This is a genomic window from Ignavibacteriales bacterium, from assembly GCA_026390775.1.
Classification (GTDB): Bacteria; Bacteroidota; Ignavibacteria; order Ignavibacteriales; family Melioribacteraceae; genus Fen-1258.
Genome location: JAPLFF010000007.1, coordinates 401,525 through 421,717, shown reverse-complemented (window position 1 = coordinate 421,717; position 20,193 = coordinate 401,525). Strand labels below are relative to the sequence as shown.

The 20,193-nt window shown below is 32.8% G+C and carries 21 protein-coding genes; all 21 read left to right on the top strand.

Annotation, left to right across the window (positions count from 1 at the left end; all coding sequences use genetic code 11):
• The first annotated feature begins 1 nt into the window (after nt 1).
• The 21 genes from lolA to NTZ27_07035 all read left to right on the top strand — a co-directional run bounded on the left by lolA (nt 2) and on the right by NTZ27_07035 (nt 20,187).
• On the top strand, nt 2-622 hold the full coding sequence (gene lolA / locus NTZ27_07135) for an outer membrane lipoprotein chaperone LolA (GenBank protein MCX6174504.1): 621 nt from the start codon (nt 2-4) through the stop codon (nt 620-622).
• Nucleotides 609-1,682, top strand: coding sequence for a lysylphosphatidylglycerol synthase transmembrane domain-containing protein (locus tag NTZ27_07130; GenBank protein MCX6174503.1), 1,074 nt, complete (start codon nt 609-611; stop codon nt 1,680-1,682). The genes lolA and NTZ27_07130 overlap by 14 nt, the downstream gene beginning before the upstream one ends.
• Nucleotides 1,679-2,320 carry a hypothetical protein gene (locus NTZ27_07125; protein ID MCX6174502.1) on the top strand — a complete coding sequence of 214 codons (642 nt, stop codon included), beginning with the start codon at nt 1,679-1,681 and terminating at the stop codon, nt 2,318-2,320. The genes NTZ27_07130 and NTZ27_07125 overlap by 4 nt, the downstream gene beginning before the upstream one ends.
• A gap of 9 nt (nt 2,321-2,329) precedes the next feature.
• Nucleotides 2,330-3,178: an undecaprenyl-diphosphatase UppP gene (uppP, locus tag NTZ27_07120; GenBank protein ID MCX6174501.1), complete on the top strand. Its 849-nt coding sequence runs from the start codon at nt 2,330-2,332 to the stop codon at nt 3,176-3,178.
• 10 nt (nt 3,179-3,188) lie between these two features.
• The gene (locus NTZ27_07115; GenBank protein MCX6174500.1) at nt 3,189-3,812 is read left to right on the top strand and encodes a peptidylprolyl isomerase; all 624 of its coding nucleotides are present in this window, start codon (nt 3,189-3,191) and stop codon (nt 3,810-3,812) included.
• 6 nt (nt 3,813-3,818) lie between these two features.
• Nucleotides 3,819-4,856, top strand: coding sequence for a DNA polymerase III subunit delta (gene holA / locus NTZ27_07110; GenBank protein ID MCX6174499.1), 1,038 nt, complete (start codon nt 3,819-3,821; stop codon nt 4,854-4,856).
• Nucleotides 4,857-4,952: 96 nt separating this feature from the next.
• Entirely contained in the window at nt 4,953-5,525 is a 573-nt protein-coding gene (locus tag NTZ27_07105; GenBank protein MCX6174498.1) for a sigma-70 family RNA polymerase sigma factor, read from the top strand.
• A gap of 3 nt (nt 5,526-5,528) precedes the next feature.
• On the top strand, nt 5,529-6,194 hold the full coding sequence (locus tag NTZ27_07100; protein ID MCX6174497.1) for a hypothetical protein: 666 nt from the start codon (nt 5,529-5,531) through the stop codon (nt 6,192-6,194).
• Between the two features lie 83 nt (nt 6,195-6,277).
• On the top strand, nt 6,278-6,484 hold the full coding sequence (rpmE, locus tag NTZ27_07095) for a 50S ribosomal protein L31 (protein ID MCX6174496.1): 207 nt from the start codon (nt 6,278-6,280) through the stop codon (nt 6,482-6,484).
• Nucleotides 6,485-6,600: 116 nt separating this feature from the next.
• Nucleotides 6,601-7,731, top strand: coding sequence for a 16S rRNA (cytosine(967)-C(5))-methyltransferase RsmB (gene rsmB, locus NTZ27_07090; protein MCX6174495.1), 1,131 nt, complete (start codon nt 6,601-6,603; stop codon nt 7,729-7,731).
• The gene (locus tag NTZ27_07085) at nt 7,706-7,993 is read left to right on the top strand and encodes a hypothetical protein (GenBank protein ID MCX6174494.1); all 288 of its coding nucleotides are present in this window, start codon (nt 7,706-7,708) and stop codon (nt 7,991-7,993) included. Before rsmB ends, NTZ27_07085 begins: the two co-directional genes overlap by 26 nt.
• A 16-nt stretch (nt 7,994-8,009) precedes the next feature.
• Nucleotides 8,010-8,912, top strand: a complete 903-nt coding sequence (locus NTZ27_07080; protein ID MCX6174493.1) for a DUF4115 domain-containing protein — start codon at nt 8,010-8,012, stop codon at nt 8,910-8,912.
• A complete protein-coding gene (gene ligA, locus NTZ27_07075; protein MCX6174492.1) occupies nt 8,884-10,902 on the top strand; it encodes an NAD-dependent DNA ligase LigA in 2,019 nt (672 codons plus the stop codon). Before NTZ27_07080 ends, ligA begins: the two co-directional genes overlap by 29 nt.
• Nucleotides 10,903-10,905: 3 nt before the next feature.
• Nucleotides 10,906-11,436, top strand: coding sequence for a hypothetical protein (locus NTZ27_07070; GenBank protein MCX6174491.1), 531 nt, complete (start codon nt 10,906-10,908; stop codon nt 11,434-11,436).
• A gap of 72 nt (nt 11,437-11,508) precedes the next feature.
• Nucleotides 11,509-11,868, top strand: coding sequence for an STAS domain-containing protein (locus tag NTZ27_07065; protein ID MCX6174490.1), 360 nt, complete (start codon nt 11,509-11,511; stop codon nt 11,866-11,868).
• A 304-nt stretch (nt 11,869-12,172) separates the two neighbouring features.
• Nucleotides 12,173-14,365 carry an HDIG domain-containing protein gene (locus tag NTZ27_07060; GenBank protein MCX6174489.1) on the top strand — a complete coding sequence of 731 codons (2,193 nt, stop codon included), beginning with the start codon at nt 12,173-12,175 and terminating at the stop codon, nt 14,363-14,365.
• Nucleotides 14,366-14,370: 5 nt separating this feature from the next.
• Nucleotides 14,371-15,261: a site-specific tyrosine recombinase XerD gene (gene xerD / locus NTZ27_07055; GenBank protein ID MCX6174488.1), complete on the top strand. Its 891-nt coding sequence runs from the start codon at nt 14,371-14,373 to the stop codon at nt 15,259-15,261.
• A 30-nt stretch (nt 15,262-15,291) separates the two neighbouring features.
• The gene (locus tag NTZ27_07050) at nt 15,292-16,536 is read left to right on the top strand and encodes a hypothetical protein (GenBank protein ID MCX6174487.1); all 1,245 of its coding nucleotides are present in this window, start codon (nt 15,292-15,294) and stop codon (nt 16,534-16,536) included.
• A gap of 7 nt (nt 16,537-16,543) precedes the next feature.
• Nucleotides 16,544-18,397, top strand: coding sequence for an ABC transporter ATP-binding protein (locus tag NTZ27_07045; GenBank protein ID MCX6174486.1), 1,854 nt, complete (start codon nt 16,544-16,546; stop codon nt 18,395-18,397).
• Between the two features lie 138 nt (nt 18,398-18,535).
• Nucleotides 18,536-19,309, top strand: coding sequence for a glycosyltransferase family 2 protein (locus tag NTZ27_07040; protein MCX6174485.1), 774 nt, complete (start codon nt 18,536-18,538; stop codon nt 19,307-19,309).
• On the top strand, nt 19,306-20,187 hold the full coding sequence (locus NTZ27_07035; GenBank protein ID MCX6174484.1) for an NAD(+)/NADH kinase: 882 nt from the start codon (nt 19,306-19,308) through the stop codon (nt 20,185-20,187). Before NTZ27_07040 ends, NTZ27_07035 begins: the two co-directional genes overlap by 4 nt.
• Nucleotides 20,188-20,193: the final 6 nt, after the last annotated feature.

Sequence of the window (20,193 nt, the reverse complement as noted above, 5' to 3'; positions counted from 1 at the left end):
AATGAAAACTAAACTAATATTTTTTCTTTTTGTAATATCATCGCTGATCTTTGCTCAATCTGCTAATGATGTACTAAAAAAAATCCAGAACAAGTTTAGCTCAATAAATAATTTTACAGCGAACTTCGCACAAAATTATTTTAATGCCAAAGGAAATGATGTCGGTAAGACTAACGGCAAATTCTCCTACAAAAGAAAAAATAAATTTATCGTTGATTTAAAATCTCAATTAATTATTTCAGATGGTCAAACAATTTGGAATAACGATAAGAGATTTAACAGAGTAGTTATCAGTAATTTATCCGATGACCCAACATCTTTTTCGCTGGAACAGTTTATCTTCGATTATCCGCCGCTTTGTAAAAGCCGCGTGGTGAAAGATGAAACTGTAACAAGCGGAGAATTCTTAATGGAAATGGTTCCTAAAGACCAAGATCTTCAATTTAAGATTGTAAAAATTTGGGTTTCCGCAGACGGAATGGTAAACAAATTAGAAATTGTGGATAGAGGTGAAATGCGATATGCATTTCAGTTCTCTGAGATTAAAATAAATCAAGATTTACCTGACACAAAATTTACTTTTATTACTCCCAAAGGGATACAAGTTATTGACCTCAGATAATGTAAATAATAATCAACTCACAAAGGTTGTCGGTTATACTTTTCCAATCTTAATTACAATTCTGTTCCTTTATTTTGCTTTCAGAGGTGTAAATCTTAGTGAATCATTTTTGATTATTGCAAAATCCGCAATCCTACCTCTAATACTTTATATAGTTGTTTTTTTCTTTTCACATCTCGCAAGGGCAATCAGATGGAAATACATAATTAATTCTGTAAAGAAAGATGTTTCCATGTTTCATCTTTTCGGATCAGTTATGGTTAGTTATGGTGTTAGTTGTGTTGTACCCAGGTTAGGGGAATTATACCGAGGATTATTTTTAGGTAAGTGGGAAGGAATCTCACGTTCTACAGTAATTGGAACAATAGTAGTCGAAAGAATTATTGATATCGCGGCATTTGCATTTGCCGCATTGATAAGTGTAAGTATTTTTCAGGTTAATCTATATGATAAAATTCTGTGGTTAAAAACTTCACTCATCATCGGGTTCTCGCTTATGTTCTGTCTTACATTATTTCTAATCTTCCTTGTAAAATTTCAAGAAAGATTTCGAAATGGTTTAATTAAAATTTCTAAAAAATTTAGCGATAAAATAGCAAACCGTATGAAATCAATTTTTGATACTCTTCTAAGCGGGCTATCAAGTATAAAGGGAACAAAAAATATTATTTTTATTGTTATATGGACAATACTAATACTTCTTTTATATGCACTTAGTTCGTATGTCGGTTTTTACATTTTAGGAATGGATTCTTCCGGTTCGGTTACATTTAAGATGGCTTGGATTTTAATGACAATCACTTCATTCGGCGTTATGATTCCTACTCCCGGAGGAACCGGACCATACCATGCAATTACAATTTTAGTACTAACACAATTATTTTTATTCAGCAATGAGATTAGCGCCGCTTATGCTATTCTTACTCATTTTATTAATTATGTATTGTTCATTCTCTCAACTCTTCTCTTTATTTTTATAGTTAACAGACAAAGAGAAAAAAAAGGATTACAGAAAGAAACTTTCCTTTCGGTATTTAATCTCAATACGGAAGAAAAATGAAACGGATTTTAATTTTACTTTTTATTTTGGTATCGCTTAGTAAAGTTGATGCACAGTGGAATCTAAATTTTGCTATGGGACTCGATTTTAAATCTTCGCCGTCATTTCGAGATTATGTTAATTCAAGTTATGCTTTGCCGGGTAATCAAGTTACTTCTTTTAAAAGTTCTGTCGGATTTTCGACTGAAGCTGATTATAAAATTCACGATAACTTTGCAATAGGTATTGAATATAATCTCCAAATTGATTCTTACACAGCTCCTTTTGGAAACGGTGGTGCGTATGAAATTTCTTACTATCAGCATCGTCCAAGTATAATTGCATATTATGTTATTCCGGGAAATGGTTATCAATTCAAATTTGGCGGCGGACTTGGTTACAGATACGTCGCACTTAGCGAAAAAGTCTTTACAAGTACAAATTATAATGCTTCCGGTGTAGGATTTTTGTTACGAGCAATTGGAAACACATTACTCAGCAAAGATTTTTATGTTTTGATTGGAGCCGATCTTAGATATGATTTGCCTGGTGAGCTATCAAATGGAAGTAAGTCGCTTATTAATAATGTCTCCGGTCAAAAATTAAACTTGAATTCTATTTCAGTCGGAATTTATTTAGGTATTACTCTAACATTGTAAAGGATTAACATGAATATATTAGAAGCAATAATTCTAGGAATCATACAAGGAATAACAGAATTTCTTCCGATCAGCAGTACCGGCCACTTAACAATTGCGGGAAAGTTGATGAATCTAATTTCATTAGATCATCCCGAACATTGGACAGCGTTCATTGCAGTTATACAGCTCGGTACTTTGTTAGCAGTATTAATTTATTTCTGGAAGGATTTAATACTTATCATAAAAGATTTTTTAAACGATAATCTTTTTCAAAGAAAAAATTTTCGTGATCAAACAATTAATTCTAAGATGGGTTGGTATATAGTTATTGCAACAATTCCCGTTGCTATAATTGGATTAGGATTCAAGCATATCATAGAAGGAGTGCTAACAAAAAATTTATATGTAATAGCATCCAGTTTAATAGTGCTTGCTGTTATTCTTACTATTGCAGAGAAACTTGGTAAATTTAACCGCGAGACAAAAGATATAAAATGGTACGATGCATTAATAATCGGAATAGCTCAATCATTTGCGTTAATACCTGGTTCATCGCGTTCCGGAACAACTATTACAGCAGGATTATTCCTTGGATTAAAGCGAGAGACTGCTGCACGATTCTCTTTTTTGATGAGCATTCCAGCGGTAGCCGCTAGCGGTCTGTTGGAATTTTATCAATCTCTCAAATACATTAATTCGATGGAGATAATTAATCTTATTGCGGCTACAATAGTCTCAGCCATCGTTGGTTATATTTCGATAGAGTTTTTACTTAGGTACTTAAAGAAGAATTCCACTTTAATATTTATTATTTATCGCATAATTGCAGGTATCATAATATTGTTGTTATTGAGTAAAGGTATTTTACAACCTTAATGGATTAAAAATGTTTTTACGTAAAATTATTTTAGTTGTTTTATTTACATTCATATTTTTTTCCTGCCAGAGAAATTATAAAACTATTATTCTTAATAATGAATATAAAAAAGGAGTTAGCTTGGATACATTAATGAATCTTAAAGATAATGAACAACTCGTTGCAACAATAGAAACCAGTCTTGGTAAAATTGAAATTGAACTATATGCAAAAGAAGTACCCAAAACTGTTAAAAATTTTGTTGGTTTAGCTCTTGAAGGATATTATAGCGGAGTAATTTTTCACAGGGTAATAAAAGATTTTATGATTCAAACCGGAGATTCAACCGGTACCGGAATGGGAGGGAAAAGTATTTATGGAAATGATTTTGAAGATGAGTTTGTTAACAGTTTGCACCACAATACCCCCGGTATTCTTTCAATGGCAAATGCGGGACCAAATACAAATAGAAGCCAATTTTTTATAACTGTAGCACCAACTTTATGGCTTGATAGAAAGCATACAATCTTTGGTAAAGTAACTGATGGGATGGATGTTGTATACCAAATTAGTAATGTCCAAACCAGTCGCGGTGATAAACCCGTAAAAGATATTGTTATGAAAAATATTACAATTGAAAAACACATTTTTTAAGCATCAATGGCAAAAAAAGAATTACCCTCAATAACTGAAATTGCAAAATTTCTTTCTAAGGAAAATTTTCTTCCGATTTATTTTTTATGCGGAGAAGATCAATACACGATAGATCTTGCAGTTGAGACATTAGAGAAAGCTGTAACGCCACACCTTCTTTCGGATTTTGATAAAGAAATCATATCAGCGGATAAGAATTTAAGCCTTACACAAGTTTTAGATCTTGCATACTCATTTCCATTTGGCGGAGGGAAGAAATTAATTATCCTAAAAAACTTTGAGAAAATTGGTGATAAAAAAGAACTCGTTTCATACGTTAATAGTCCATCTGAATTCACAGTTCTTATAGTTATTCAATTCGGAAAAATTTCTGATATTTCAAAGGAACCATACTCAATTTTATTAGAGAAAAAAAAACTCTTTGAAGCACGCATTGCAACAGGCGAAGAATTAGTTGATTGGGTTGTAAAAAAAACCAAGAAACTTGGAATAAATTTTTCGCAAGATAATGCAAGGGCTTTAATTGAAATTGTTGGTGAAGATAAATCGCTTCTTGAAATGCAATTCCAAAAAATAATTAATTACATGAACGGCAAGAATGAAATTACTTATGATGATATCAAAAAAATCTCTTCTCCGACCAAAGAATATTCAATTTTTGATTTACAAGACTCTCTTGGAAAAGGTGATAAATCACGATCAATTGAAGTCGCTTACAATCTTTTAGATGCCGGTGTTGAAATAGTTTTTATAATAAATATGCTGGCGAAATTCGTTCTTACGGTCGCTCAAATTACCGATCTCGTCAGATCAAAAGTAAATGATAATGAAGCAGTTAAACTGGTTGGTGTTAGTTGGGGATATTATTTTAATTGTAAAAAAGCAAAATATCTTATGTCGGATGATCGGCTTCTAAATGCTTCCAGAGCTTTATTAAATGCAGATTTAGCCGTAAAAACGACCGCAACAGACTACCATACAGTTTTATTAATGTTAATTTGTGAAATTCTGGGTGAGGAAGTAACATCAAGTATTGTTTCCTGACCAATTATTGCATTTTTTTATTGAATAGCTAAAATTAAATCAAAAATTTTGAAACATTTTTATCTAAAAAGGGTATAATTTTCGTTGAGTAAGCTTTTGACAGAACTTTCGGATGAAGATTTAATTAAAGAGTATCAGGATAATAATACTCCTGAAGCGTACGATATTTTAGTTAAACGTTACAAGGATCCATTAATGAATTTTGTTTACCGATTTGTTGGTGATCGCGATATTTGCACTGATGTTGTTCAAGATACTATGATAAAATTTTATTTGAACAAAGATTCTTACCGTTCGTTTGCAAAATTTTCAACGTGGATTTACACAATTGCAGGGAATCTTGCCAAGAACGAACTGAAGCGAAGACGAAGAAGAATTATTTTTTCAATTGATAACAGTGATGATGAAAGATCGCCTCAGATTGAAGACAAGATGTTCATAGCTCCCGATAAAGCTGCGGATGGTACAATACGCAATGAGATTATTCAGAAGGCGCTATTGAAAGTTAAACCTGTTTATCGTGAGGTTGTTATTTTAAGAGATATACAAGATCTTTCGTACGAAGAGATTTCTGAAATTACCGGACTTGCAATCGGGACAGTTAAATCAAGAATTAATCGCGGAAGAGCACAATTACAAAAACTTTTAAAACATATCTACAGAGAGTAGCTTATGAAAAAAATCTACAACAATGAAGAAAATAAATTTTCAGAAATGTTGAAGGATCTAAAAGAATTACCCAAGATTAAAGCACCCGATAATTTTGAATATAATTTATTAACACGTATTCAAAATAAAAATTTTGGAAAGACGGAAAAAGAAAGACCACAATTCAATTGGGCAAAATTTCTCGCTCCTTCGGCTGTAGTTGTTTCAGCAATTATTCTCTTTTTTATTTTCTTTCCTTCATCACAGGAAAATAATAATCAAATATTACAGCAGACCAAACTGCAGGATAAACAGTCAGCAGTTAATAATTCCACATCTGCTAAGAATGAATTGAATAATCAGCAATCAGTTCCATCTACCACCAAATTACAATCTAATTCATCCAGTCTCTTGGGATCAAATGATCGAGTAACTAAACCCAGTGCACGGTCTCCATTATATGATTCAAGATCAATCAAACTTGATGATTACATTTCAGGATCTAATAAGAACCAAAATAATACGAATAGAGGTAATATTGTAAACAACGGTGAAGAATCTTCACAATATGATGGATTAATTGTTTCAGAAAAACCAGACAAAAAAACGTTAGAGAGGTACCGAGCTGTTGTTGACTCAATCAAAAAAGCACAGTTGAAAGCAGATTCTTTAAAAAAGGTTCGGAAATAAGCTTTATCAAAGTAATAGCAGTTTGTTTTTTAGCTTCAGCATAGCTAAATTTGTGCCCAAAATAATCAAGGAAGTAGTAGTAAATGAAAAAAGGTATTCATCCAAATTATAAGAGATGTGAAGTTACATGTGTTTGTGGAAATACATTTGTAACACGTTCAACTGTCAGCAGTATTAAGATTGAGCTTTGTTCGAATTGTCATCCTTTCTTTACCGGAAAACAAAAAATTGTTGATTCAACCGGACGAGTAGAAAGATTCAAGAAAAAATACGGTTTGAAAGAAGCATAAATTTTTCAGCTTTCAGTTAGAGGGCTGTATTACCAGCCCTTTTGCTTTTTAAATACCCTTCCCGTTATTCAAGGTATAGATTAATTAATTTACAGCACCTAAAATTATTGTTTGATATGGAACAGAATAACGATTCATTTGAACTCAATCTTTATCAAGGCGTAAGAGGGCATGCTGTAAAAATCTTAAACCGCATTGATAGAACAGATGCTTATCTAGATAAACTCCTCGATATAGAGTTAAAAAATTCCAACCTTTCGGGACTCGATAAATCATTACTCTTCGAAATAGTGCATGGTGTAACTCGCTGGCTTGGTAGAATCGATTGGATACTTAATGGTTTTTATAAAGGACAATTTTCAAAATGTATTCCTAATGTTAAGAATGCTATGCGAGTAGCCTTGTATCAAATTTTGTTTCTTGACAAGGTTCCGGAATATGCTGCCGTTAACGAAGCCGTTGAGTTTGTTAAAAAACTTCAAGGACAAAAGCCTGCCGATATAACAAATGGTGTATTAAGAAATATCATTCGAAGCAAAGATTCAATTCGTTATCCGGATCCTAACGAGGATATCATTGCCTACTTCAGCGCTTATTATTCTCATCCTAGTTGGATGGTTAAAAGATGGATCACCAGATACGGAAAGGATGAAACAGAGAAGCTGTTAATTTCGAATAACAATAAACCTATACTAACAATTCGTGTTAATGGATTAGTTTCCAATTATGAAGAAATGAATTCTTTACTAAACAGTGTAGATCTGAAATTTACAAATGGAAAATTTTTGCCGGAATTTATTCGTCTTAACGTTCTTTCAAATATTACAGATTGGGAATATTTTCATAAAGGTTACTTTACTGTTCAAGATGAAAGCACCGGACTACCGATTAAATTATTAGATGTAAAACCGGGAATGAGAGTATTGGATTTATGTGCCGCTCCCGGAGGAAAAACGGCCTTCATTGCTGATGTAATGCAAAACTCCGGAGAAATAATTGCTTTAGACAGATTTGAGAGCAGGTTGAAAATATTACAGAAAAATTTGGATAGACTGAAAGTAACCAATGTAAAAACAATTACTATTGATGCTAATGAATACGAAGATGAGCAAGGATTTGACAGAGTTTTAGTTGATGTACCTTGTTCCGGATTGGGAACATTGACCAAAAAACCAGATCTAAAATGGAAAAGGGACTTGGGGGATATCAGAAAAATTGGACTTGGGGGATATCAGAAAAATTGTTAATATTCAATACGAGTTACTGAAGAAGGGCGCATCATTATTAAGTAACGGCGGTTTCATAGTGTATAGCACATGTACTATTGAACCAGAAGAGAATTTTGAAATCATAAAAAAATTCTTATTAGATTTTCCCAACTTTAAGTTGATTAATCCGGGTAATGCGCTTTCAGCAGAGCTTATAGATGAAAATGGCTGCGTTAGAACTTTAACTCACTTACATGGACTTGATGGTTCGTTTGCAGCAAAATTAGAAAAGAGTTATTAAGAATTAAGTTAACTCAATGGCAACAGAGGCTCTAAAAAAATTTGCTGATGAATTAAAAACTGCCCGCGAAGTTAAAGAAATATCTCTATCTCAAGTATCAGCAAAAACCAAGATTGATCTTAAATTTCTTCAAGCAATTGAAGATGCAAACTTTGATGTTCTTCCCGAAATTTACATACGTGCTTTCATAAGGGAATTTGCTCAAACTATTGATCTCAATTCTAAAGAAGTATTACAAAAATTTGATATTGCAAGATTGGGTAAACCTGAAGAAAAACCACAGCCGCAATTGGAAAATGCAAATAGAGAAGATCCTGTTAATTTACATGAAACATCAGAGACAAAAGAATTTGATTCAACTGAAGTACTTCAACCAACAACTTTAGGGCCGGGAAAAGCGGCCAAGAGTTTGAAACTAAATTATATTATTGGCGGATCAATATTATTTGTAGCACTGATTGTTGTTTACTTTGCGTTTATTAGAAATTCATCACCCGAAATAATTCAAGAAAAATTTGATCAGGAAACTAGTACAGAAAACACTCAACGATTTGAAATTGATAAATCATCACAATCTCAAACTTCCGGATTTGTTGATCAATCGGCACTTGCACCTGATAGTCTGCATTTATCAGTGTTTGCAGTTGCACGTGTTTGGATTAAAGTTACGACGGATGGCAAAACTGTTCATCAGAATATAGTTCAAGCAAACACAAGATTAAATTTTGCTTCAACCAAAAGCTTCAATGTAAGTGTTGGTAATGCCGGTCTAGTACAAATATTTTTTAATAACAAACAAATTGAAAATGTCGGCAAGTTGGGTGAAATAAGAAATCTTTTTATTACTCATGATAATATCCGCTATTTTACAATAGCTCCTCAATCAAAGAATGAAAAAAAATCCTCAACAAAGAATTGAAGAACTTCGCGAGCTTATTAGAGAACATGATTACAATTACCATGTTCTTGCTCAACCATCAATTACCGATTTTGAATATGATCAACTCATAAATGAATTGATCCAACTCGAAAAGGATCATCTCCAATTAATTACACCAGATTCTCCAACGCAGCGTGTCGGATCTGATCTAACAAAAGAATTTAAACCGGTTCAGCATAAAATTCCGATGTTGAGTTTATCTAACACTTACAGTGAAGAAGAATTATATGATTTTGACAGAAAGGTGCGCGAAGGATTGCCTAAAGAGGAAACACCCGAGTATGTGTGTGAACTGAAAATTGACGGTCTTTCAGTTAGTTTACGTTACACAAATGGTAGACTAAATGTTGCAGCGACACGAGGCGATGGTACAGTTGGAGAAGAGGTCACTAATAATGTTAAAACAATTCGTGCGGTACCTTTAATAATTAAAAAGCCGTCTTTAATCAAAAAAAAATTATCAAACTTTGAAGTTCGTGGCGAAGTTTATATGGAGATGGAAGCGTTCAATAGATTGAATGATGAACGCGAGTTGAACGGTGAAAAAACATTTGCTAATCCGCGCAATTCATCAGCCGGCACATTGAAATTACAAGATCCCCAGACCGTAGCGAAACGTCCTCTTCAAATATTTCTATATTATTTTTATTCAGAGAATGAAGAATTAAAATCTCAATATGAAAATTTAAAACTTCTTAATGAACTTGGTTTTAGAGTAAATAATAATTTCAAATTGTGTAAAGATTTATCGGAAGTTTTAACTTTTTGTAAGAATTGGGAAAATAGAAGATCGGAATTACCTTATGAGATAGATGGAGTTGTAATAAAAGTAAATTCATTACAACATCAAAAGATACTTGGCAGCATAGCTAAATCTCCAAGATGGGCAGTTGCATTTAAGTTTAAAGCAAAACAAGCAGATACAAAATTAAATAAGATCACTTGGCAAGTAGGAAGAACAGGAACCTTAACACCAGTTGCCGAATTGGAACCTATCTTACTTGCCGGTTCTACAATAAGTCGCGCAACGCTTCATAATATTGATGAAATAAAACGTAAAGATATTCGTGAAGGTGATTGGGTTATAATAGAAAAAGGCGGAGATGTAATTCCAAAGGTTGTATCTGTTGATCTTTCTAAACGATTAAAAAATTCTGTTGAAGTAAAAATTCCATTAAAATGCCCGGTATGCGGATCAAAATTATTTAAGCCGGAAGAAGAAGTTGCTGTTTATTGTGAAAACAATTTATGTTCTGCTCAAGTAAAAGGAAAGATTGAACATTTCGCAGCACGTGGAGCAATGGATATTGAAGGATTGGGAGAAGCATTGATAAATTTATTTGTGGATTTAGGTTACTTAAAAGATTACTCAGATATTTATCTACTTAAAGAAAAAAGGGAAGAATTGATTAATATCGAACGATTAGGTGAAAAGAGTATTGATAATCTTTTGAATGCAATTGAAACAAGTAAACAAAAACCATTTGAAAAAGTTTTATTTGCAATAGGAATTAGATATGTCGGTTCAGGTGCTGCAAATAAAATAGCAGATCATTTTCTTTCGATCGAAAAATTAATGAATTCTACGAAAGATAATATTGAAGCAATTCATGAAATTGGACCAAGCATAAGTGAAAGTGTAATCAGATTTTTTAGTAATTCTCAAAATCGAAAAATAATTGAAAAGTTAAAAAAATCGGGATTAATTCTTGCTTCAAGAGGGAAGTTAAAAAAATCTGACCGTTTGGAAGGTAAATCATTTGTATTAACCGGAACGCTGGCTACTATGTCGAGAGAAGAAGCTAAAGAAAAAATACAAAATCATGGCGGTTCTGTTGTATCTTCAGTAAGTAAAAATACTAATTATGTAATAGTCGGTGAAAGTGCCGGTTCTAAGTTGGATAAAGCACAAAAACTCGGGATTGAAATACTCTCAGAAGAACAATTTTTAGAATTGATTGAAGAATGAAAAATGTTTGAAGGAATAAAACGAAAGATTGGTCATTTTGTTGTAAAAAGAAAATATTTGCGCAAAAATATCGAACAACTTACTTATAACAACGTCATAAGTAGTGCAAAAGATTTCTTTTTTGTAATGCCGAGTTTTGACAAAGATTTTTATCATACTCTTGAAATATTAAAATATTATCAAAACCAGAAAAAAGTGATAACATTGTTTTTACCTGAACATAAATACAATTTGATCCCCGATAAAGAGAAATACAAATTTATTTCTTTTCTTCCGCACCAAGTTTCAAGATTTCATTTGCCTGAAAAAAGTCTTGTTGCGAGACTTAATACAAAAGAATTTGATGTAGTTATTGATCTAAACCGTTCTGAAAATATTTTTTTCAGTGCGATTTCTAATATTGTAAAATCAAAAATCCGTATCAGTTTTGTAAAAGAGCTGTCTGAAAGTTATTACAACCTTCAAATAGTTGGTAAACAAGGTGATTCTGAAATCTCATATAAAAATTTTTTAAATTACCTACAAATGTTCTAATTAAAAACGTTGGGATTATTTAACCGAATTTGTAGATTAGAGGTGTAAAATTATACTTTATAGTAGCGAAAGATGAGCGAGAATTTCAATTACGAATTAAAAAAAATAGGCGATAGCGCAATTTTTAAGTTAAATGAAAAGCGTTTTGATGCTTCCATCGCCGGATTTGTAGAAGGTGAATTTACCATACTTCTTCATACTGAAGATGTAAAAAAACTTATTATTGATCTTTCCGAAGTTGATTATTGCGACAGTTCGGGATTAAGTGCTATCCTACTGGCTTTTAGAATTCTCCAATCAAATGAAGGTCATATTCGCATTGCTTCTCCGACAAAGAATGTTAAGACTCTTATTGAAATTTCTCAGCTTGATAGAGTCCTTCATGTTTGTAATACTGTAAACGAAGCATTAAAAGAATTAGAGAATTTATAGAGGATTGCAACTACTTTAATCAATTCTAATAAACACCCTCAACAAAACGTGGTGAAAATAATAATTTGAAATCATCACAAGAATTTGCCTCAATTAACTTTGAAATCATTATTTTTACACAATCTTAGTTGTAATTGGTGATTGGTATAATAATAAATCACTCTTTGATACAGACGCTCTAAAGATTGCCGTTGCAAGTGCTATTCCTGAACTAAAAAAATGGCAGATATTGTAACTAAGAGATCGAACAATGAAGATGGAGTTGCAGAATTTTTGAAAATGCTTCTTCATTCAAAAAAATAATATGATGAATTCAAAAATGGTTGAAAAATTAAGATCTAGTTTACACGTTAAGTTTGCGATCATTCTTATTACAGCTTTATTAATAGTATTAATGTTTCCAAGGGGTGAATCAATTGAATCTGAAGTTACGGTTGGCTCCGTTTGGATTCATGAAGATCTTATTTCTTCAACCACTTTTGAAATCTTAAAAGATCTTAAGACTTATGAACGAGAAAAAATTCAAGTTGCCAGAGCAATACTTCCTATCTTTCTCCGAGATATCAGTTTAGAAAAATTGTATTTGGATTCACTGAAAGATTCAAATTTATTTCTTACCAAAGTGTTATCTAAAAACAATAATGCTCAAAACTCAACTAAATTACTTAGCGATGGATCTTATTCTACTTTTTATAAATTTACACATAAACAAAAACCATTTACCGGATCAAGAATTTCCTCGATCACACAAGTTTTTAGTAATGCTTCACAAATATTAAATAAGATTTATCAACGCGGACTGCTTAGTGTTAGCTATAAAGATATTCCAAGAGACAGCATTGCATTAAGAGACGGCAAGTTTGAAAACGCTTTTCCCAAGACAAATTATCTGGATCGTAATTCTGTAAATAATTTTATTCAATTCTATCTAAATGGAAACGTAAGCAGTGATACGGAATTAAATGTTGCTATTGAGGAATACATAGCTAATTTTATTAAACCGAACTTGGTTTTTAGCAGGCAATTAACAGATGCAGCTGTTCAAAATGCAAAAGATAAAGTTCCGCCAAATGTCGGTATAGTCAATGAAAACGAACGCATTGTTGCAAAACATGACCGCATTACTCCTGATGTAAAATTAAAAATAGATTCATATAAAATTGCAAAAGGGCAGGGAACCGGATACTGGGAACGCTTCTCTCAAAATTTCGGTAAGTTTTTACATATTCTGATTGTTCTATTACCGTTCATTATTTATATCGTTCTTTTCAGAAAAAGAATTTATGGCGATAACCTTAAAATAGTTCTCATCGCCTGCATTATTCTATTCATAAGTTTTTTAACTTTTCTTATTTATCAACTTGATGTTCCTTCACCTGTAGAATTTCTCGTACTTGTTCCCGTTGCATCAATGCTGTTAACAATTATTTTCGATTCACGTGTAGGATTTTATGGAACTGTAATTATTTCTCTAATAGTAGGAGGTCTACGCGGTAACGACTATGCATTTGCTCTAACCAATATCATCGCTGGCGGACTTGCAGCTTTTACTGTACGTGATATTAAGAATCGTACTCAAATTTTCCGTTCATTTCTTTATATCTTTATCGGTTATGCATTAAGTATTATTGCCTTTGGCTTTGAAAGATTTGATTCTTTTAATCAACTCCTCTCTTCTTTTGCTTTTGCTATTTCGAATGCTTTGATGAGTCCGGTTTTAACTTATGGTCTTATAATTTTTGTCGAAAGGATTTTTAAAATCACTACAGATTTAACTTTGCTGGAATTAACAGATTTTAATAAGCCGTTATTAAAAGAATTAGCCAAGAGCGCACCCGGAACTTTTAATCATTCGATTACTATTGGAACACTTGTTGAAACTACTGCAGAAGCAATTGGAGCCAATTCTACACTTGCACGTGTTGGCGCATATTATCATGATATAGGCAAAACGATTGACCCGGAAAGTTTTGTTGAAAATCAGATTGATTCTAAAAATATTCATGAGCAATTATCTCCGGAAAGAAGTGTTAAACTTATTTTAGATCATGTTAAAAAGGGAATTGAATTGGGTCAAAATTATTCACTTCCAAAAGAGGTAATAGATTTTATCCCGATGCATCACGGTACAATGATAATATCTTATTTCTATGAAAAAGCAAAAGAGTTGTATGGAGAAGCTAAGGTTGATTTGAATGATTATCGCTATCCGGGACCAAAGCCGAACACAAAAGAAACGGCAGTCGTTATGCTGGCTGATGCGTGTGAATCAACTGTACGTTCTTTAAATGAAGCCGATTCACAAAAAATTGAAAATGTTATTAACAATTTGATCAACAGCAGAATAGATGACGGACAACTTGATGAAGCTCCGCTTACGTTTAAGGATATCAAACAAATTAAAGAATCGTTTTTAAGTATTCTCGTTGGTCATCAGCACAAGAGAATTAGATATCCAAAGCAAGAGGAATTGGAAAACACTAAGAGTGAAGAATAAATGCGATGGAGGAATTTCTAAAAGAATATTTAACTATTCTTCGTTACGAAAAAAATCTTTCCGAGAATACTACTAAATCATATAAAAACGATCTTCAAAAATTTTTAACATTCCTCTCTGAAACCAAAGTAAAAGATTTTAGTGAAGTTACATCAAACATAATTGCAAAATTCTTTGAACGTCAGCGAAAGTCTGGTGCAGACAGCGCAACATCAGCTCGTTATATGTCCTCCATTAAAGGTTTTTTTAGATTCTTAGAAAACAACAGTTACATCGAAAAAAATCCAACAGAAAAACTCTCTCGAGTTAAAAAAGCTCGTAAGCTGCCATCTGTATTAACTCTACCGGAAGTAGAGATGATCCTTAATGCACCGCAGACAGGTGATACAACAGGTTTGCGTGATAAAGCAATTCTCGAAACATTTTATTCTTCAGGTCTACGTGTATCTGAACTTCTCAACCTAAAAATAAACGATCTTTTTTTTGATGATGAAGTAATAAGAGTATTAGGTAAAGGTTCAAAAGAAAGAATAGTTCCAATTGGAAGCAGTGCAATAAATTGGATTAAGGAGTATCTAATTCGTTCAAGACCGCACTTAGAGAAAAAAACTAAGAGTCAGAATTTTGTATTTCTAAATAAACGCGGTACAAAACTTTCACGCATGTGGATTTGGAAAATCTTTGATCATTATGCAAAAGAAGCAGGCATAAGTAAAAATATTCATCCTCATATTTTCCGGCATTCTTTTGCGACACATCTTTTAGAAGGAGGAGCCGATCTAAGAGCTGTTCAAGAAATGTTAGGGCACGCGGATATTTCTACTACTCAAATCTATACACATGTTGACCGGAATTATATAAAACAAGAACACAAAGATCATCATCCGCGCGGTTAATATTGAATCCACATTTCTTATCTTTAGATCATGAACCGTAATCGTTATAAAATATTGATCTCATTTATTTTTATGGTTCTTATCTTGAATAAATGTACCAAATCTGACCATGATATTGACCTAAACACTAAAATTAAATATTCAATCTTACTTGGTGAATTCAAAACTGAAGAAGAAGCTGTTAAGCTAAAACCCATTCTGGAAAGCAAATTAAATTCATCATTAAGAATTGAGAAAACTGTTAAAAATAAATTCCAACTATTATTCGGCGATTTTGTCTCTTCGTTTGAAGCGGGTGAAACTGCTTTTGATATTTATTCTAATTCATTAATTAAAGATTACAAAATAGTACAAAACGGAAAACCGGTGGATGATGTTTTCACAAATGTATTATTTGTTGCAAAGTATATAGGAAGACCATCGGTTTATAGTTACAATTTATTAACAAAACAAAGTTCAATTGAGTGGAGTAAATGGGAAAGGAAAGTAATTTCATTAAATAATTCGATTGATAATCAAAGCGCATTCATTACAACCGTGCTTGGTTACGAAAGACAAAACGGGTTCACGTATATTCATGAAGCAAAAATTTATTTTTTGAATAGGGCCATTGATCAAGCAGATGAACTTGCTGAACCGGGCGATGGAGTTCAGCTTTATACATATTGGGAATCGAGCGATACGTTTAAGGTTAATTTTTCTATGTTAGATTCTATTAATACTAAAATTGTAATACAAAATATTTATCCATTTGATATAAATGGTAAACTGGGTTCGATTCAAAAAAGAAAATTTGATATACTCAAACATGGATTTCCTTCCGTCCCAAGACGAAACCCGGTTGAATATTCACCGAACAAGGAATTCCAATTTAGAAATGTTCGATCAGATGGCGAATCAAATATTTACTTAAAAAATCTAAAACAGCATTCCGAAGAATTAGTAGTTACAACAAAAAGAAATATTAACGATGCACGTTGGTCTGAAAATGGGAATTACCTTTTCTTAATTACTGATAACCTGACTGTTGATTCTAAAGGTGTTAAAGCGGAAAAAACCGGGGAATTAATCATAATAGATGCTTTTAAGATGAAAATTGTCAAAATTTTTTCCGGATTTCGTTTCGAAAATGTATTAGTTCATGGAAAGTTATTATTTTTTGATGAGCGCTTAAAAGATATAGCCCAAATTGCAGTTTATGATTATACTCGAGATAAATTATTGAATTCAATTTCAATATACGGCGGATGCGGTATAAATAATCTTCCAATGTGAGAATTAGATGACTACCTACAAAAGAGTTCTTTCTTATGTTAAACCTTACCGGAAACATTTATCTGCGTCGGTGTTTTTTTCGATTCTATATGCTCTTCTCAATACAGTCTCCGTTTATATGTTGAGCCCTTTACTCAGCACACTTTTTCAAGAGAAGGGCGCTTTACAGTTACAGTCTAAGACAATCACCCACACAGTAGATAATCCTGTAAGTAATTGGTTTTCAAAAATTGGAACCGAAATTACCGACTCGTTTAAAAATTATGTTTTTAGCGGGACCGAAAGGGAAATTCTCCTTAAAATTTGTTTTTTAATTTTGCTCGCATTCTTTCTAAAAAATATTTTTGGATACTTACAAGCATACTTCCTTGCTTATGTTGAACAGGGAATGATCCGTGATTTACGGAATCAATCTTATATACATTTGCATAAATTGCCGATGAGCTATTTCAAGAACGAAAAGACGGGTAACTTAATTTCCAGAATAACTAATGATGTTAACGTAGTTCAGTCTAGCGTTTCTGCAGTTTTTCTAAATATGATTCGTGAACCTCTTACAATTTTATTTTTTATCGGATTGGCAATGTCAATAAGCTGGCGGTTAACACTTTTTTCGCTTCTGGTTTTGCCTCCTACTATTGGAATAATTAGTTGGATCGGTCTAATTCTTAGAAAACAAAGCGGACTGCTTCAAGAAAAGATGGGGAATATAACTACATTATTACATGAGACTATTACAGGTGTAAAAATTGTAAAAGCGTTTGGAATGGAAGACTACGAGAATGAAAAATTTAAAACTCAAACACAAAATTATTTCAAATTAGTACTGAAAATGGCACGTGTTAGAAATACTGCATCGCCCGTAACCGAATTTTTAAGTGTTGTACTTGGTGTAGCAATGATTTATTACGGTGGCGAACTTGTCCTTGTTAATAAAACTCTTAACGCAAGCGAGTTTATTGTATTTCTACTTGCCATTTTTCAAATGATGCCTCCAATAAAAGAATTAAGCAGCGTTAATAATAGAATTCAAGAATCAAGCGCAGCTGCAGAAAGAGTTTTTGAAATCCTTGATACGGAACCAAGAATAAAAAATATCGAATCACCTGTATCTGTTACTAAATTTAAAGATATGATCGAATTCCTTAATGTATCATTCCATTATGATGATTCTGAAGAACTGGTTCTGGATAAGGTCAATCTACAAGTTAAGAAGGGAAAGGTATTAGCGATTGTAGGCAGCAGTGGTGCAGGTAAAACAACTCTTGCAGATTTATTGCCCCGGTTCTTTGATCCAGCAGATGGTAGAATTTTGTTAGATGGAATTGACATTCGTACTATACGAATTGAAGATCTGCGTAAGCTTATGGGAATTGTTACACAAGAAACCGTCCTCTTCAATGAATCCGCCCGCAATAATATAGCTTATGGATTAGATGATTGCTCTGAAGAAAGATTAATAGCCGCAGCAAAAGCTGCTAATGCGCACAATTTTATTCTAGAACTACCGAATGGTTATAATACTATCATTGGCGAGAAGGGAACAAAGCTTTCCGGTGGTCAGCGTCAACGAATCTCAATAGCCCGTGCATTATTAAAGAATCCTCCTATAATGATACTTGATGAGGCAACATCATCTCTTGATAATGAATCGGAAGTATTGGTTCAAGAAGCTATTGAAAGATTAATGCACGACCGCACTACATTTGTTATTGCACATCGTCTAAGCACAATTCGAAATGCAGACAGAATAATTGTACTTGACCGCGGTAAAATTGTTCAGGATGGAAAACATGAGCAACTTCTTTCTCAAGTAAATGGCATTTATAAAAAATTATATGAATTACAATTCAGAGATTAGATGATTACAAAACACTTCACCGGAATTAAAACGATTGATAAAATTATTTTAGAATTAATTTCACTTTTTGTTGTTACTCTTACTAACTCGATCTTTGTAAATCAGATCTAAAAAACACAAAGGCAGATTAAACTTAAGATGGCTGAAAACATTAAAATATCATCCATAATAATTGCACGCGATGAAGAAGCCAATATTAATCGCTGTATCAAAAGCCAGGTAAATATTGTTGATGATATTGTTGTTATTGTTGACTCAAGAACGACTGATAAAACAAAACAGATTGCATCATCATTCCAAAATGTTAACTGCGAGATTGTAGGATGGAAAGGATTTGCCGGAACTAAAATTTATGCTTTATCTAAAACAAAATTTGATTGGGTTCTTTGGATTGATGCCGATGAAGAAATTACTTCTGATCTAGCTGAAGAACTGAAACAATTCAAACAGTCTGCACTTGAGTATCATGCTTACGATGTAGCGCGAAGAGCATTTTTCCTTGGTAAATGGATTAAACACAGCGGCTGGTATCCTTCACGTGTTACAAGACTCTTCAATAAAAAATTTGTGTTTTTCAATGAAAAAGAAGTTCACGAGCATCTAAAGGTTGAAGGAGTTGTTGGCAAACTCCAAAATGATCTTAATCATTATACCGATCCTTCAATTGAACATTACTTCACTAAATACAATTCTTATACTTCACTTGCAGCTAAGGAACTATTCGAAAAAGGTAAACGTGCAACTGTTATAGACATACTCATCCGCCCAATTTTTCTTTTTTGCAAAATGTATATCTTTCGATTAGGATTTCTTGACGGACTTCATGGATTGATACTGGCTGTGTTCTCATCTTCGTATGTATTTACAAAGTATTGCAAACTTTGGGAAATGAATAGAGAAAGATCAAAATGACAATAGGGATAATTCCAAATACTTCGAAAAGCGATATTCTTGGTATCGTAAAGAAAATCATTGTGCAACTTCAACAAAACGGATTCGACTTCATCTTAAGCGATTCTATCTTAAAATATAAAAATGAATTTGACAATGCAGCTAAGTTTTTATCTTACACTGATCTAAGTAAGAACTGCGATATGCTAGTATCTATCGGCGGTGATGGTACAATGTTAAACACAGCGTTTGAAGTAAGGAACTCAAGTACTCCTATCATTGGAGTTAATTTTGGTAAACTTGGTTTCCTTGCTGAGTTCGATCTTACCAGTTTTTCCGAACTTCTCCACGATATAAAAACAAAAAATTATACAATTGAAGAAAGAATGGCTTTGATTGCCAAAAGCTCAGGATCGGTTAATGATGAATTATACGCGATCAATGATATTGTAATTGATAAAGGTCCTTGGCCAAAAATGATTGAGCTGACGATAAAAGTTGATGATGATTATGTTTCTACTTTTTCAGCAGATGGTTTGATAATTGCAACACCTACAGGCTCTACCGGCTATTCATTGTCAACAGGCGGACCGATAGTGAACCCTAAAGCTGATGTGATTACACTCAGTCCTATAGCTCCTCATACTCTTACAATGCGTCCATTAGTTATTTCAAGCGGACAAAAAATAACAGTGATGGTTAATTCACCTTCCGAAAAAATTCAAGTAAGCTGTGACGGACAGCGCGTTAACTTTTTTAATTCACCGGCTCAACTTACAATAGAAAAAAATAAACAGCCGGTCAGATTAATTCATTCCAACCGTACCAACTATTTTGAAATCCTACGCAATAAATTGTATTGGGGACTTGACGTTCGCAAATCGAATAATTCTAAATAGAGGTAG

Coding starts and splice junctions, on each gene's coding strand:
- NTZ27_07060 (MCX6174489.1), top strand. CDS start 12,173: ATGATGAATTCAAAAATGGTTGAAAAATTAAGATCTAGTTTACACGTT.
- NTZ27_07035 (MCX6174484.1), top strand. CDS start 19,306: ATGACAATAGGGATAATTCCAAATACTTCGAAAAGCGATATTCTTGGT.
- NTZ27_07040 (MCX6174485.1), top strand. CDS start 18,536: ATGGCTGAAAACATTAAAATATCATCCATAATAATTGCACGCGATGAA.
- holA (MCX6174499.1), top strand. CDS start 3,819: ATGGCAAAAAAAGAATTACCCTCAATAACTGAAATTGCAAAATTTCTT.
- NTZ27_07065 (MCX6174490.1), top strand. CDS start 11,509: ATGAGCGAGAATTTCAATTACGAATTAAAAAAAATAGGCGATAGCGCA.
- NTZ27_07115 (MCX6174500.1), top strand. CDS start 3,189: ATGTTTTTACGTAAAATTATTTTAGTTGTTTTATTTACATTCATATTT.
- NTZ27_07045 (MCX6174486.1), top strand. CDS start 16,544: ATGACTACCTACAAAAGAGTTCTTTCTTATGTTAAACCTTACCGGAAA.
- NTZ27_07100 (MCX6174497.1), top strand. CDS start 5,529: ATGAAAAAAATCTACAACAATGAAGAAAATAAATTTTCAGAAATGTTG.
- NTZ27_07070 (MCX6174491.1), top strand. CDS start 10,906: ATGTTTGAAGGAATAAAACGAAAGATTGGTCATTTTGTTGTAAAAAGA.
- lolA (MCX6174504.1), top strand. CDS start 2: ATGAAAACTAAACTAATATTTTTTCTTTTTGTAATATCATCGCTGATC.
- rsmB (MCX6174495.1), top strand. CDS start 6,601: ATGGAACAGAATAACGATTCATTTGAACTCAATCTTTATCAAGGCGTA.
- uppP (MCX6174501.1), top strand. CDS start 2,330: ATGAATATATTAGAAGCAATAATTCTAGGAATCATACAAGGAATAACA.
- xerD (MCX6174488.1), top strand. CDS start 14,371: ATGGAGGAATTTCTAAAAGAATATTTAACTATTCTTCGTTACGAAAAA.
- NTZ27_07050 (MCX6174487.1), top strand. CDS start 15,292: ATGAACCGTAATCGTTATAAAATATTGATCTCATTTATTTTTATGGTT.
- NTZ27_07080 (MCX6174493.1), top strand. CDS start 8,010: ATGGCAACAGAGGCTCTAAAAAAATTTGCTGATGAATTAAAAACTGCC.
- NTZ27_07125 (MCX6174502.1), top strand. CDS start 1,679: ATGAAACGGATTTTAATTTTACTTTTTATTTTGGTATCGCTTAGTAAA.
- rpmE (MCX6174496.1), top strand. CDS start 6,278: ATGAAAAAAGGTATTCATCCAAATTATAAGAGATGTGAAGTTACATGT.
- ligA (MCX6174492.1), top strand. CDS start 8,884: ATGAAAAAAAATCCTCAACAAAGAATTGAAGAACTTCGCGAGCTTATT.